This window comes from Chloroflexota bacterium (assembly GCA_020161265.1).
Classification (GTDB): domain Bacteria; phylum Chloroflexota; class Chloroflexia; order Chloroflexales; family Herpetosiphonaceae; genus Herpetosiphon.
Genome location: JAIUOC010000008.1, coordinates 321,152 through 334,772, shown reverse-complemented (window position 1 = coordinate 334,772; position 13,621 = coordinate 321,152). Strand labels below are relative to the sequence as shown.

Here is a 13,621-nt window from a genome sequence, read left to right as displayed (position 1 = left end):
CAGCGCAGCATAACGATTTGAATAAACTGCGGCTGTGTGTAGACGAAGCAAAGGAGCCTGTATGTCGCGTCGCAAGGTGCGATTATTTTTTTGCCTGCTTTTAGTAGCAGTTTTGGGAGTTCATGGCTTACAGCGGAGACAAGTGATTGTAGCGGCAGCGCCCATGGTGTTCGACCAATATGCGCCACCGCAAACCCACAGTTTCTATGTACCCAATGCACCCGCGATCATCGGTTGGCCTAGTGCTAAGGCGCTGTTTTATGCTGCTGGGCGGCCTTACCCAACCGATGTGCCTGAGGCCTATTTCGACCCAAGCTTTAATTTGACCATGCTGCGCTTGCGTTCAAGCATTATTGTCAGCGCCAAACGCCATAATCGCCAAGCCATTACCAAACTTACAGATGATCAATTTGCCGTATTGATTGCGGCGCAACTCTATTTTGAATACAACAGTGCTTTGGCGACTCGTGGTAGTTTTGGGCGAGCAGTAACTCCGGTCTATCAAGAGGCTCAAGGAGTTGCCAACTCGCTGGGTTTGGGCAATTTTAGCGTGTGGCCCGCCAATTTGCGGCCTTCGGTTGGATTGAGTTTGTTGAATGGCGAAATGCCGTATGTCAATTCACTCAACGAGCCAACCAACCGCCCAATTCCAATTGCAATTTTTGGTAGCGACGTGCAAACTCGCATGCAGCGCTACAGCGATTGGCAACCAAGCGAAACCGAAGTTGCTGCCGAAATTAGCGATCCATTTTTGGCAGTCGAATATTTAGCCGCCAATTTTGAGGTTGCCAGCTATCGTGCCGAACACGATTGGGTCACAGTTAATTGGATGACCTTTGTAGCCTGGCATAATCAAGGGCTGGTCAGCCCTGGCCATATCAGCAACAATGGCCAATTGGCTAATGTGCTACCAACCTTTGAGCGCTATATTCCTGGCGCGATGGCCTTGATTTACACGCCACCCGATTTTGTACCAGGCATTGTGCGTCAGCCAATTGCCAAATAAACCGAGGATTCAATGGCGAATGATGTTGAATGTTTAACCGATTTACCCTATGGTAAGGCCGACAACTATTGGCTGTTTCTCGATTTGTATCGACCTGAGCCATTGCCAAGCCAAGCCTTGCCTGTGGTGATGTATATTCATGGTGGGATGTGGCGGCGCGGCGATAAAGCGCTGAGCAGCGATCCGTTTTTGGCCCAAACGGGCCGTTACATGGTTGCCAGCATCAATTATCGCCGCAGCGATCAGGCGATTTTTCCGGCCCAACTACACGATGCCAAGGCCGCTGTCCGTTGGCTTCGTGCCAATGCTCAACGCTTGGGCATCGATCCACAGCGCATTGGAGTTTGGGGCCACGATGCGGGCGGTCATTTGGCAAGTTTATTGGGTGTTACAGGAACTGAAGCAAGCTTAACGGGCAACAACGGCAGCCCTGAACAACCAAGCCATGTGCAAGCAGTAGTCGCCGTGGCTGCGCCCAGCGATTTGAGCAAGCTTGGCGATTGGCACGACGAGCCAGATTCGCCTGAATCGTTGTTGGTTGGCGGCGCTTTGCCGACGCGCCCTGAGTTGGTACAACAAGCCAATCCATTGAATTACCTTAATCAGCCAGCCCCGCCGTTTTTGCTGATTCACGGTGAGCAAGACCAAACCGTGCCTGTCGGCCAAAGCCTGATGTTGCAACAAGCCTTGCAAGCGGCCAATGCCGAGGTAGAATTGTTGCTTTTACCTGAGGCTGAACACAATTTTGGAGCTAATAGCCCCTATCTTCAACAGATTAACCAACGGATTTTGGCGTTTTTTGATCGGGTGTTGCAGGCCTAAAAAACAGCGCAGTCGTGATGGCTGCGCTGCATTATTTTAGCTACGACTGGTTTCTGGCTCGGCACGAGGAATCGTAAAGGCAAACACATTGCCCTTGGCCAACCGCTCAATCGCCACTTTGCCGCCGTATAGCTCAACCAACGATTTGACGACTGGCAAATCTAAGCCCAAGCCATGTTGCTCGCGTGAGAGTGGCAAATTTTGCGGCACGAAGAAGCGATCGAAAATTCGTGGTAAATCCTCGTCGGTCAGTGGCACACCTTCGACCGTAAAAACCACCGCCACGCTATCGGGCATGGTACGGGTTTGCACCACGACTGCATCGCCTGAATTGCGCACAAAGCGCAACGCTACGCTCAACAAACGCTCGATAATCAGGCGTAAATGGTCGGGGTTAGCCAAAACCAAAGGCATCGTTTCGGGCAGATCGCTCACAATCTCGACCCCACGATCATTACTTTCGGCGCGAACCTCAAGCAAGGCTAAATTGAGTGGGGGCAAAACTGAGGTTGGCTGAGCGACTTTCTCCTCGCTCAAAACCCCATACTCACCCTTGGCCAACAAAATATAATCCCGCACAAGCCGATCAATCCGAGTGCCACCACGCCGGATAATTTGTAAAAAATTGCGCAAATCGGCCTGCCCAATTTGGTCGGCATGCATCAACAAATCGGTACAGGTTTGGATCAAGGTCAGCGAGGTGCGAAGCTCGTGGTAAAACGGGTCGAGTGTGGCTCGTTCAAAGCTGCTGGCGCGGCTCATCGGTAACTCCTTGGGTGCGCCGTGTTTCCCATCTAACACGTCAAAATAATGCTAAGCGTAGCTGGGCATCATAGCAAAAATAACTTACACAGTGAGGGCTGAGTAAGCGACTGAATCAAGAGGCCATGCTACAAATAACCAACAATTAAATACGATTTTACGAGGCGGTATCAATCTCTGTCAAGTTGATACTGTCTCACCTGCGCGGTACAATGAGCCACAATGCAAATAGGGGGTTTTATGCCCAGTAGTGGGATACCATCAGCACGCTATAGTCGCCAAACACGGTTTGCTGGGCTAGGCCAAGCCGGGCAGCAGCGCTTATCCCAAGCACGAGTGGCGATTGTGGGCTTGGGTGCAACCGGTAGCAGCATCGCTCATGCCTTGCTACGAGCGGGCGTAGGCTATTTGCGGCTAATCGACCGCGATTGGGTTGAGGAACATAATTTGCCGCGCCAAAGTTTGTATACCGAGGCTGATGCTGCGCAGTTAGTGCCCAAAGTTGTGGCGGCCAAAGCCCATGCCCAGCAAATCAACAGTGCTTGCGAAATCGATGCCTTGGTGCTTGATCTGCATGCTGGCACGATTGATCAAGCGCTAGCTGGAGTCGATTTAATTATGGATGGCAGCGATAGCCTCGAAACCCGCTTGCTGATCAATCAATGGTGTGTGCGTGAACAAGTACCATGGATTTATAGTGGCGTGTTGGGTGGCCATGGCATGACTGCAGATTTTCGGCCTGAGCAAGCCTGTTGGCGCTGTGTTTTTACGACTTCGCCGGAGCCAGGCAGCATGCCAACGTGTGAAACCGCTGGCGTGGTTGGACCAGTCGTGGGGGTCATTGGCAATTTGGCGGCAACTGAAGCGCTCAAATTGCTCACTGGCCAGGGCCAAGCCAACCCCGATTTATATATGCTTGATCTGTGGGCTTGGCAATTTGAGCAACTGCCGCTGCCAACGCCACGCCCCGATTGCCCAGTTTGTGGCTTGCGCCAATTCGATTTGCTTGATCAGGATAGTGCGCCAACCCTAAGTTTATGTGGCCGCAACGCCATCCAAATTCGGCCACAGCAGCCAATCACCATGGCCTTAGCCCAATTGGCAGCCCATTTGCAGCAAGCCGATCTACGGGTAATTCAAACTGACTATCTGCTACGCTTTGCGGCTGAAACGTTACAAGCCACAGTTTTTCCTGATGGCCGCGTGATTATCAGCGGCACCGATGATCCAGTGCTGGCACGCGGGTTTTACAATCGCTGGATTAACCATTAATCGACAATTTCATGTTCAAGGTTGAACGTCTATGCTGGAGCAGTTATGATTCTGCGATTTGCGCTGGTTTTAGCCATTGGCACCAGCATCACTTTTATGTTGACTCCCTTAATTCGGGCTTGGTGTATTCGCAAGGGGTGGTATGATCTGCCCGAAGCACGACGGGTGCATCAGATTCCGACTCCACGACTAGGCGGGGCGGCCATGTTTGCGGGCTTTATGGCGGCGTTGGCAGCGGCAGTCGTCGTGCCTTGGGGTGTGCCGCAAATGCAGCGCTTCCCAATTGAAAGCTTTCGCTTGGGCTTGCTGGCTGCGGGCGCAACCCTGATGTGGGTCGTCATGACCATCGACGATCTCAAAAAACTTTCGGCTCGCTTTCGTTTGATCATTCAAATCCTAGCGGCATTGATTGCGGTTGGTCCCTATTTATGGGAATGGACACTGCATCCAGCGGTCAATGGGGTTGATGTCGGGGCACGAGGAATTATTGCGACGGCCTTTAACACGCCGTTTATGCAAGTGAATTTTCATAAAATATGGCCGCCCTTGGCAATCGGCTTCACAATTTTTTGGATTGTGGGCATGACTAATGCACTCAACTGGATCGATGGCTTAGATGGCTTGGCGGCAGGCGTAACATTTATTGCCGCGATTGTGCTGGCGATTCATACCTACTCGCTAGGCCAATATTCCTTGGTGCTCGTGCCCTTGGCTTTAGCTGGAGCCTGCTTGGGCTTCTTGCCGCATAATTTTCATCCGGCCAAAATTTTTATGGGCGATGGTGGCGCGATGGTGATTGGCTATACCTTGGCGATTTGCTCGATCATCGGTGGAGCTAAGCTTGCCACAGCCTTGTTGGTGCTGGGTGTGCCCTTGCTCGATGGCGTGTGGATGATTATCTGGCGGCGGGTGCGGGGAGCAGGGGCTAGCGTTTCAGATCGCGGCCATTTGCACCATCGCTTGCTCGATTTAGGCCTCTCGCAACGCCAAGTTGTAGCGTTTTACTACACTGTCAGCAGCTTATTCGGTAGTTTGGGCTTGCTATTGCCCGATAGCTGGTGGAAATTGGGCGCGTTGAGCATTTTGACTGGCCTGATGATTGGCCTGCTCTTCTATTTGGCTCGCAAACAGCCGCAAACCCAAAATTCGCATTAACCAAAAGGCCGTAGCACTTGGCTACGGCCTTTGATTTTTTAGGGATGAGGTTAATTTTTGAACGCGACTGGAATATAGAGCGAGCGCAAGCCAGTGGTATACCAAACTCGTGCCCCACAAAAATCGACTGTGCTGCTAGAGCTAAGCGCTGCGACACTCAACGAATGCGACACAGTGCCATTCGAAAGGTCATAGTGTGAGCCAGTATAGCTGACTAGGCTAGAAGTATAATCAGTTGATGATGGAATCGAATAGCTAAAGATTGGCGTAAACCAACTATAGCCATTATAGGCCCAATAACGCGCCAAAACCGAATCTCCGGCTGGGTTGCGATAGTAGAAGCGCACCCCACGAAGCCCGCTGTTGGGCGGTAATTGGAAGGTATAGCTCAGCTCAAGATCTGAGCCAAACGCGATACAACCATTAGCCGAGCTTTCCATACCTTGGGCACTTTCGCGCGGCACAAATGAACGTGGGGTAATAAATTGATATTCCATCGTGAGCTGTGGGCTTGCCAGTTCTTCTGGCATGCTGAGATCGACGCTACGCATTTGATTTAGTTCAACAACATTTTCGGTCAATAACATGCCACTAGCATCGCGATCGGTGCTGACTAGGTTAACAGGATTGGTGTAGGCTGGCAATTGGGCAACCTGTGTCGGCGTGTTATAAAATGTGCGGACACCACACATGCGCGTTGTTGCTGACGTGCCAGGCCGAATGTAGATCAGATAGCCTTTATTCAACTCATCAAAAATCTCGGTCGTGGTCGGCACAAAATACTCATTGGCATAGCCAGTACTGGTAGTGGTAGAAGCGAGCAATACAGCGCTTGCTATTGAACCATTGATTGATGACAAGTTTACATCCATGGTTGCACCACTGACGGTATTGTAGTAAAAAGCTCGATAGCCAGCTAATTGGCTCCCATCTGGCGCATCTACTTCGGCGGCAAGGTTGGCCCCACCGTTATGAATCATACAGCCAGCCCCGGAATAGCTATAGGAGATCGTGTCATTAATCGCCACAAAATCACTAGCGGCGGTGAAACTATAGCCACTACTGCCGCCCTGTAAAGCATCTGGTTGGTTGGCTGGGGGCATGGTAAATGGCTTTGCAACGGGGGCAGGATAGGCATATTTCACCCGCGCACCACAAAGCGCATGGTTTAGCCCAACTGCTCCACTATACCAAACTAGAGAATAGGAATAGTTAAATGAATCATAGGTGGTATTGAGATTGGTGGTATAGCTCGAGCCATGGCCGCCATTGCCACTACTATTTAATAAAGCAACTGAGGCAATTCCGCCAGCACCATCAAAACGATAGAGATATAATTGAGAATTGTTGACGGCATCAGTATCGCGATATTGAAACTCAACCCCAACGATAATTGCACCATCAGGCAGATCGAGGCGGGTGCTGAGCGCATTATTATCTATATTACTGCCATTAGCCGCCGTAATATAAGTACAGCCACCACCATAGTAGGCGTAACCAACGGTTGAATTACGCCGATGAAACGCTGTTCCAGGATAGGCGGCGGTTTCATATAAATACGCACCGCTGCTCGCACTGTTGGGGCCAGCTTCGAAATCTTGTCGAGTGCCTTCGCTCACTGGGTTCAACAACGGAGCAGCTTGATCACCTGTCAATGGGGCTTGGGCAGCGATTGGTGCAGGCTTAAGCCAAGCACTGGAAACCAGACCTAAAAAGACCAACACGAAACACACTCTTCGGATAAACCACATACACTACCTCCAAGAGTACGACGAAAAGTCCGGTAGGTTAACGATACGCCATGAAGACGACCTTGATATGACAAATCTTGCCAATTTGCATGCGTTTGAGTTACTGCGCCTTGTAGCAGGCATCGTAGCATTGGAGTAGGGTTTGGCTTTGCGTAGGCCAATTAAAAAGCTTTTCGATGCGGTTTTGGGCTGCTAGACCCAAACTCTGGCGTTGTTGTGGCTGCTGCAAGAGCTGAATCACGGCTTGCGCCAAGGCTCCACTATTGCTTGGTTCAACCAACACACCACTAGTTTGGTCGAGATATTCAGCCACCTGACCAACCGCTGCGGCCACAATCGGCAAGCCTGCCTGCATTTGTTCGGTCAGTTTGGCTGAACACTTGGCGCGATTCAGCAGAGTATCGTCCATTGGGTAGAGCGCGACATCAGCGGCAGCTAGTGCTGCATCAATCGTGCTTTGCTCACTCCAACCACGGTTATCAAGGGCATGGCTAATACCTGCTCGCTGAGCCAACAGCGTTAATTGCTGCCCCTCGCCATGTTCACCCGCCCCAATCACCAAGAGTTTTGCCGTAGGAATCTGGGCCAACACGCCAACCATCATCGCCACAACATCGCTCACTGGAAACTCCCAAAAACGGCTATAGAGCAAAATAATTGGGTCTTGGTTGAGGCCGAGTTTGGCACGGGCTACGCTGCGCTCAGGCAATTGGCGACGCGGCAAATCAACTCCATTTGGTAGATAAAGCAGCTTGTTGGTCGGCAACCCAAACAAAATCACTTGGTTGGCCAAGGTTTGCGAGGCCACCGTAACGCAATTGGCCAATTTAGGCAGGTTGCGTTCTTGCCAATCGATCAACTTTTTGATATGGCGCGGATAATCGAGCCGCTCGTTCCAGCCGCCAGTACCTTCCCAATCATCGGTATCGACAAAGATGGGCAATTTAGGCCGCAAACGCCGAATCAAGGGCAAGGCCATACCACCATAGCCTTTGGGTTTAAACAGGTGAACCAGATCAGGCTGAAGCGCCAAACAGCGTTTGAGCATCCAACTCACCGAGCGCAGCATCGCCGCACTGCCTTGACCAAAAGCTGGGCCATGCTCAACCGTGATCTGCTTAATGACGCTGGTTGAGCCAGCATCAGCGGGATAGAGATCGCTGGGAGCTAGCACATGCACAACATCGCCACGGGCAGCGGCAGCTTGAAGCATCGGCAAGGCCCGACGGCTTAATGTGGCTTTGGGGCGCAAGCCAAACGGTGCCAGCGCAACAATCCGCATGATCAAAGCTCCTCGCGCAGCATCGCCCGTTCATGTGGCTTGAGCACACCCAAAGTTCCCAGCTCGTCGATCAGCGCTGTGGTAGTGGTGAAATGCACGGTCGGTAGGCCGAAAGCACGGGCTGCTAGCACATTACGCAATTTATCATCAATAAAAATAATGTCGCGAATTTGCACGCCCAAGGCGGCAACCGCCAATTCAAAGGCATGGGGATTGGGCTTGGCCACGCCAACGCGGGCCGAATTGATCACCACATCGAATAAATTGGCAACCTGCCAGCGCTCCAAAATCGTCTCCAGATCATCGAGGGCATTCGAGAGCAAACCTGTGCGATAGCGTCGATGCAACACCTGAGCAATCCGTACCATCTGTTGATTGAGTTGTTCGCCAGCGAAAAGCTCGCCCATAAAGTGAGCCAACTCGCCGGTAACGCCCAATTTTTGCTGCATACTCGACCAATAGGCTTGGCTGGTTAATTCGCCGATGCGGGCTTGTCGCCATTCATCGCCGTTATACAACAAGGCATACAACGATTCTGCCGAATGTCCATAGCGCTGAGCAATACTACGATAGCCGTCAAGTGACTCATGTTGCGGGTTGAAAACTCCGCCCCAATCGAATAGGATGGCTTGGGTCATGGTTCTACCTCAGATCTAGACATCAGGCGACACGTTAAATAGGCCAAAACTAAATCAAGCTTTGTGCGTCTAAGTTACAGGCTCAACAACGTGGGATAATTGTAGCAGATACTAAGCCGATCTATCGGGGCAATCTAGATGAGAGTTGAAAATCGATGACAAGCCGTTTGATTCCGCCAATTCGCAGCCAACAATTACTTGATAAAAGCCAATGTGCCTTGTGTGGTCAACGCTTGTTGGGCGCATATTATTTTTTACCCGACCGCCCAGAGCGCTATTGCGAAACCTGTATCGAGCAACGCCCGCGCTGTTCTAGCTGCGCTGCGCCAGTTGGCGACGATGGCTGGACGCTGCACGATGGGCGGGTGCAATGTGGCGGTTGCCATCGCAGCGCAATTTATGATCCGCAGGAAGCTCAGGCTTTATATGCATCGACCGTCGCTTCGCTTGCCCAACACCCTGGCTTGCAAGTCCAAGTTGGGGCAAGCTTTCGGCTCGTCGATCAGCCCACGATTCAAGATTTAGCCCGCCAAGGCGCGATTGCCACCGAAGGCCAACAGATGCTTGGACTCTATTTGCGCCAAGGCCGGATGCGGGTGGTTTATGCCTTGTATGGCTTGCCACGTTGGCGTTTTCGCTTGGTAGTGGCCCACGAATTTGCCCATGTTTGGCAGGGCGAACATTGCCCATTATTAACTGATTACGATTGGGTCGAGGGCTTTGCCGAGTGGGTTGCCTACCAACATTTGCTGTTTTTGGGCGCAACCAAGGCCGCTGAAAGATTACGCAACGCTGAACACCCTTATCGCAAAGGTTTGGAGCAATGCCTCAAGCTTGAAGAACAAATTGGCATTCGCGGTGTTTTGGCAGCAATGCGTACCTTAGAATAGGTTTAGGGGAATTATGCGCTTACTAGTTGCAGCTTTTTTGGCCTTTATGCTTTCAACGACGGGCTTTTTTACCTTTTTGCCAAGTGCCGCTAAATTAACCACTCCCTTGGTTTGCAACGGCGGTACAATCATTCCACCAGCATCGATCACCCGTAAAAGTAAATTTTATTGTGAGAAAAATGGCACGCAAAGCCTGATTAACCCATTCTTATTGTTGGCAAGTGGAGCGTTGATCTACACCCCGTTGTTTTATCTACCGTTATTGTTGGTTAAGCCGAAACAAACGACGCTCGGTGGGCAACAACTCAAGCAACCTAAACAACCAAAAGCAGCCGTTGATGCCCAAAATCAAGCCCAGTTTGCTCGCTCGATCGCTACCACGGCGAAAGTTCTTGATACTGAAAAGGGTCGGCATATTTCCAGCAATAGTTTTCGCCGTGATGTTGAAGTGATTTTGACCCTCGACGTACAACGCCACGATGGCTCAAGTTATCAAGCCCAAAGCGCGTGGATGGTCGAAGAGTTGCAGTTCGCCCGCATTGCGATTGGTAACACAATTCCAGTACAAATCGATGCCGACGATCCGATGGTAATTTATCCGAGCCGTGAATTTCGCCATATCAAGTATTCGCCATGGTTCACCAGTAATTATTTTTAATTGGCTAAAACCGCGATTAATAATGCAACCAAAGCTCCCGCCCCAGTGCTGATCAAATTAACCCAATCGTTGTTGAGCCAAGCTAGGCCGCGATAATGGCGGGTTTGGTTGCCACATTTATGGATTGCACGCTCGGTTTCGCTGGCGCAGTGCTCACACCAACGCATTTGCTGCACCGTCGCGCCAAGCAAGCTATCGGCCAATGAGCCAGCAATCCCGCCAATTGTGGCGGCAACCACAAACCACAACTGTGGTTCTTGGCCATTACCAAGCCCTAAACCAGTCAAGCCCCAAGCACTTAGGCCAATCAGCAAGGCTCCAAGGCTGGTGGCGGCCATACCCAAGCCCGAAATCGCCCCTGAGCGCCCGCGTTCAACTTGCTTAAAGGTTGTTAGCATAAACGGGCGACCTTTGCTCAGGGTGCCGATTTCGGTAGCCCAAGTATCGGCGGTGGCGGTGGCGGTGGCGCCGAGTGCCAAAGCCCACCAGGCGAAATGCGGTTGCCAAGCATAGCCCAAGGCCGTTATCAACGGAATACCACCATTGGCCATTGCCTGCCACAAATCGCGGCGATCATCTTTGCTGAATTTATCGAGCGCCACGGCGGCTTTGCGACGCTTTCCTACTTTGGAAAGCAAACTTGAGCTAGCGAAGAACAAAATAATCAGCCAGCCCCAAGCCCAACTGCCACAGCCCACCGTCAACGTGCCGATCAAAACCGCGCCCAGCCAACCACTCAGGCTTAATGAGCGTCGCCAGTAGCCCAGCCCGCCCACCAGCAAACTCAAGCCAAATCCTGCTAACAAGCGTAGGAGCATGCCACTATACCTCACACCAAACCAACCAGCGGCATCATACACCAAAAAAACCCTCGCCCATTACAGTGAGCGAGGGGAGGGCGTAGAGCAATAGGAATTACTATGATTGAAGCAAATAGACACCTTGTTGGTCAAAGCCGAGCCACAGCATCGCTCCTTGGGAGTTTACAACTGCCCGACTTGGAATTAGCGAATAGTTTGCTGACTGCCAACTAGGGGGCAAAAGGTCATGGCTAGCGAAGCGGTTTTGTTCTTGACCATCAGCATCCATCCAAATAATCTCATTGGTGGTAACGAGCAAAGCTCCCCCTGTTGGCGTGGCCGATTTAATATTGGCAAACCAACGATTTAACGGCGATTGCTCGATCGCGCTGGTGGCTTGGGTAGCAAGGTTATGCCGATGCCATTGGCGGGTTTGGCTGCTTGCTTGGTAAGTCCACCACATAACAACCCCATTGTAGAGCCAAATTTGGCTTGGAGCAGGCATATTTTGGGCAAATTGTGGACTAAGTTCGCCTGTTTGGAGATTAATTTCCCAAAGCTGCCAGCCTGCACGGTTGCCAGCATAGAGCCAGACCTGCCCAGCATCTTGCAATAGCAGCTGACGTTGATCAAGTTCATCATCCAATTCAAATGGGCGATCATGCTGCCATAGCACGTTGCCACTCAAATCGAGCAATTGGATGCCGACCGTGCGCGGGCTAGCAACGGCCACAACGAAGCCTTGCATAGTTGGCATAACCGCAGTTGCATTGGCCTTGATGCTTTGGTTAATCTCCCAATAGCGTTGATCAGCGACGTTGATGATTCGCCCATCGAGCCAAAACCATGGCTGTTGTTGGCTATCTAACACAATTTCAGGAGTCATCCGGCCAAGGGGTTGATTGGGCAATGACGTTTGAATATCGATCGGCTTTAATCCGGCCTCGCCCCATGGAATAAAGCCAAGGATGCTGGTAGCTTGAGAAGTTTCGATCGTAGGCATCGCAGAACCCTCTTGTGATTGTGGCGTGGTGGGAATCGCCGCAGTGCAACTGCTTAGCAATAAACCAGCCAGCCACAGAATTATTCGTAATCGATATGGCAAGGGAATCACAACACTATCCTAAACTAATCATTTGGCCGATCACCTGGATTGGGTGCGGTGCTAATTCGGCTAGGAGCCATGTTTGCATCGATCATCGCTGCTTCTAAATCCTCAATCGTGGTTCGTTGCATTGATGAAACAGGCTGACCACTGGAATTCCTTGGCAGTGTCCATAGGCTCATAACCTCGGTTTTGCCATCAGGCGTGATTCGACCTGTCGCGATTGCAACGTGTGATAAAGGACTATCTGAACTTTCAAAAAAGACGATACTGCCAGCGACAGGCTGATCGCCTGCTTGCCATTCGGTGCGATTATCAGCTCCTAGGGCCGATTGAATCGGCTGATAATAGGCTGAATAGGCTAGTTCCAAATCAGCCTTTTGTTTTTGGGTTAATAAATCGTAAAGATGTGGGATATTTGCTTCAGTAAGGGTTATTCCATATTTGTCTGAGAAGCTGGCTAGGGCTTTATTAAATATCGTAGCAGCATTTTGATGAATTTCGCGTAATTGACTCTCGCTGATTTCGCCACTCAAATAGGCTGCATACATGGTTGCTTCCCAGCAATTCATGGTGCCGGTTGAGGGATTGGGTGGCCCTGCTTCGCCTCGCATCCACAGTGCAAAATCACTGGTTCGATTGATTAATCCATTATCAAGTGATGGTCCCGAAGGGCTTGGCCAGTGGAGCGAGCCTTCGAGCAATGCCGCGGTAAGAACATCGGCGGCTGTACCTTCGCTGATGCGAATATATTCCATTAATTGAGGATCATTTAAAATTGCTTGACGTTCTGCCGGGGTTGCCTTAGCAATTGCATCTAAAATAACATTGGGGTCTACGCATTGATCTTTGAGCGAACGGATCAGGGTTTCTAGCTCACTTGGTTGGCCTTGTCCACCACCGCTACCACTTAAATTGGTGGCAAATGCCTGCACTGTTTGATATATACCACTACTGTCGGCTTGAATGTTGCCACCACTCCCACCGACGGCTTGGGCGATACCACTTTCACCTCCAGCGGCGGCGGCAAACTCGCCTCGGAAGAGGGTAGCAGCTTCTTCTTCGGCCTGACGAAAGAGTGTTGCAATACCTTGCAGGGTACTTTGGCCTTCACCAAGGACGTTACAGAGTCGGGTATAGGCAGGGACTACCTCGGAATGAAATTCTTTGAAACATGCAGTTGCTGCATCGCCCATCCAGCCGCCGTTCTCAAGCGACTGAATCGTTTGTCTGAGGCTTTGTAAAATTGCCTGTACTTGGGCTTGTTGCTTTGAGAATCGTTGAGCTAACTGGTTGGCCTCCTGATAATCGATTTGGACGATTTCGTTACCCATACACACTGCCTCCAGAGATTTGACGAGTAGTGATTTAGGTGTTGGGGTAGGTAAAAACCTATTTGTGGGTGTTATGAAGAGAGGTTAGTGCAAAGAGGTTACCTAGTCTCAAGCTGACTATAGCATAGTACTATAAGCTATGTAAA

The 13,621-nt window shown here is 50.9% G+C and carries 13 protein-coding genes; 6 read left to right on the top strand and 7 right to left on the bottom strand.

Annotated elements, in window-relative coordinates; all coding sequences use genetic code 11:
- The first annotated feature begins 61 nt into the window (after positions 1-61).
- The gene (locus tag LCH85_19205) at positions 62-1,006 is read left to right on the top strand and encodes a hypothetical protein (GenBank protein ID MCA0354130.1); all 945 of its coding nucleotides are present in this window, start codon (positions 62-64) and stop codon (positions 1,004-1,006) included.
- A 12-nt stretch (positions 1,007-1,018) separates the two neighbouring features.
- Positions 1,019-1,828, top strand: coding sequence for an alpha/beta hydrolase (locus LCH85_19200; GenBank protein MCA0354129.1), 810 nt, complete (start codon positions 1,019-1,021; stop codon positions 1,826-1,828).
- 36 nt (positions 1,829-1,864) lie between these two features.
- Here the strand turns inward: LCH85_19200 and LCH85_19195 are convergent, their stop codons facing one another.
- On the bottom strand, positions 1,865-2,590 hold the full coding sequence (locus LCH85_19195) for a HAMP domain-containing histidine kinase (protein MCA0354128.1): 726 nt from the start codon (positions 2,588-2,590) through the stop codon (positions 1,865-1,867).
- A 240-nt stretch (positions 2,591-2,830) separates the two neighbouring features.
- Here LCH85_19195 and LCH85_19190 point away from each other — a divergent pair, with 240 nt between their 5' ends.
- On the top strand, positions 2,831-3,862 hold the full coding sequence (locus LCH85_19190; GenBank protein MCA0354127.1) for a ThiF family adenylyltransferase: 1,032 nt from the start codon (positions 2,831-2,833) through the stop codon (positions 3,860-3,862).
- A 45-nt stretch (positions 3,863-3,907) separates the two neighbouring features.
- Entirely contained in the window at positions 3,908-5,017 is a 1,110-nt protein-coding gene (locus tag LCH85_19185; GenBank protein MCA0354126.1) for an undecaprenyl/decaprenyl-phosphate alpha-N-acetylglucosaminyl 1-phosphate transferase, read from the top strand.
- Positions 5,018-5,067: 50 nt separating this feature from the next.
- On the opposite strand, the gene LCH85_19180 is transcribed toward LCH85_19185, so the two are convergent.
- From LCH85_19180 to LCH85_19170, 3 genes are all read right to left on the bottom strand, one after another.
- On the bottom strand, positions 5,068-6,741 hold the full coding sequence (locus LCH85_19180; protein MCA0354125.1) for a hypothetical protein: 1,674 nt from the start codon (positions 6,739-6,741) through the stop codon (positions 5,068-5,070).
- Between the two features lie 127 nt (positions 6,742-6,868).
- Entirely contained in the window at positions 6,869-8,050 is a 1,182-nt protein-coding gene (locus tag LCH85_19175) for a glycosyltransferase (GenBank protein ID MCA0354124.1), read from the bottom strand.
- A gap of 2 nt (positions 8,051-8,052) precedes the next feature.
- Complete coding sequence (locus LCH85_19170; protein MCA0354123.1) at positions 8,053-8,688, bottom strand: HAD family phosphatase; 636 nt, start codon at positions 8,686-8,688, stop codon at positions 8,053-8,055.
- 155 nt (positions 8,689-8,843) lie between these two features.
- Between LCH85_19170 and LCH85_19165 the strand changes: the two genes are divergently transcribed.
- Positions 8,844-9,578 (top strand): zinc-binding protein, encoded by a 735-nt coding sequence (locus LCH85_19165; GenBank protein MCA0354122.1) that lies wholly within the window; start codon positions 8,844-8,846, stop codon positions 9,576-9,578.
- Positions 9,579-9,591: 13 nt separating this feature from the next.
- On the top strand, positions 9,592-10,236 hold the full coding sequence (locus LCH85_19160) for a hypothetical protein (protein MCA0354121.1): 645 nt from the start codon (positions 9,592-9,594) through the stop codon (positions 10,234-10,236).
- Here LCH85_19160 and LCH85_19155 read toward each other — a convergent pair.
- The 3 genes from LCH85_19155 to LCH85_19145 all read right to left on the bottom strand — a co-directional run bounded on the left by LCH85_19155 (position 10,233) and on the right by LCH85_19145 (position 13,475).
- On the bottom strand, positions 10,233-11,054 hold the full coding sequence (locus tag LCH85_19155; protein MCA0354120.1) for a DUF92 domain-containing protein: 822 nt from the start codon (positions 11,052-11,054) through the stop codon (positions 10,233-10,235). The two genes, LCH85_19160 and LCH85_19155, sit on opposite strands and share 4 nt — an antisense overlap.
- Before the next feature lie 100 nt (positions 11,055-11,154).
- Complete coding sequence (locus LCH85_19150; protein ID MCA0354119.1) at positions 11,155-12,039, bottom strand: hypothetical protein; 885 nt, start codon at positions 12,037-12,039, stop codon at positions 11,155-11,157.
- Positions 12,040-12,164: 125 nt separating this feature from the next.
- Complete coding sequence (locus LCH85_19145; protein MCA0354118.1) at positions 12,165-13,475, bottom strand: WXG100 family type VII secretion target; 1,311 nt, start codon at positions 13,473-13,475, stop codon at positions 12,165-12,167.
- Between the last annotated feature and the right edge of the window lie 146 nt (positions 13,476-13,621).

Coding starts and splice junctions, on each gene's coding strand:
- LCH85_19205 (MCA0354130.1), top strand. CDS start 62: ATGTCGCGTCGCAAGGTGCGATTATTTTTTTGCCTGCTTTTAGTAGCA.
- LCH85_19200 (MCA0354129.1), top strand. CDS start 1,019: ATGGCGAATGATGTTGAATGTTTAACCGATTTACCCTATGGTAAGGCC.
- LCH85_19195 (MCA0354128.1), bottom strand. CDS start 2,590: ATGAGCCGCGCCAGCAGCTTTGAACGAGCCACACTCGACCCGTTTTAC.
- LCH85_19190 (MCA0354127.1), top strand. CDS start 2,831: ATGCCCAGTAGTGGGATACCATCAGCACGCTATAGTCGCCAAACACGG.
- LCH85_19185 (MCA0354126.1), top strand. CDS start 3,908: ATGATTCTGCGATTTGCGCTGGTTTTAGCCATTGGCACCAGCATCACT.
- LCH85_19175 (MCA0354124.1), bottom strand. CDS start 8,050: ATGCGGATTGTTGCGCTGGCACCGTTTGGCTTGCGCCCCAAAGCCACA.
- LCH85_19170 (MCA0354123.1), bottom strand. CDS start 8,688: ATGACCCAAGCCATCCTATTCGATTGGGGCGGAGTTTTCAACCCGCAA.
- LCH85_19165 (MCA0354122.1), top strand. CDS start 8,844: ATGACAAGCCGTTTGATTCCGCCAATTCGCAGCCAACAATTACTTGAT.
- LCH85_19160 (MCA0354121.1), top strand. CDS start 9,592: ATGCGCTTACTAGTTGCAGCTTTTTTGGCCTTTATGCTTTCAACGACG.
- LCH85_19155 (MCA0354120.1), bottom strand. CDS start 11,054: ATGCTCCTACGCTTGTTAGCAGGATTTGGCTTGAGTTTGCTGGTGGGC.
- LCH85_19150 (MCA0354119.1), bottom strand. CDS start 12,039: ATGCCTACGATCGAAACTTCTCAAGCTACCAGCATCCTTGGCTTTATT.
- LCH85_19145 (MCA0354118.1), bottom strand. CDS start 13,475: ATGGGTAACGAAATCGTCCAAATCGATTATCAGGAGGCCAACCAGTTA.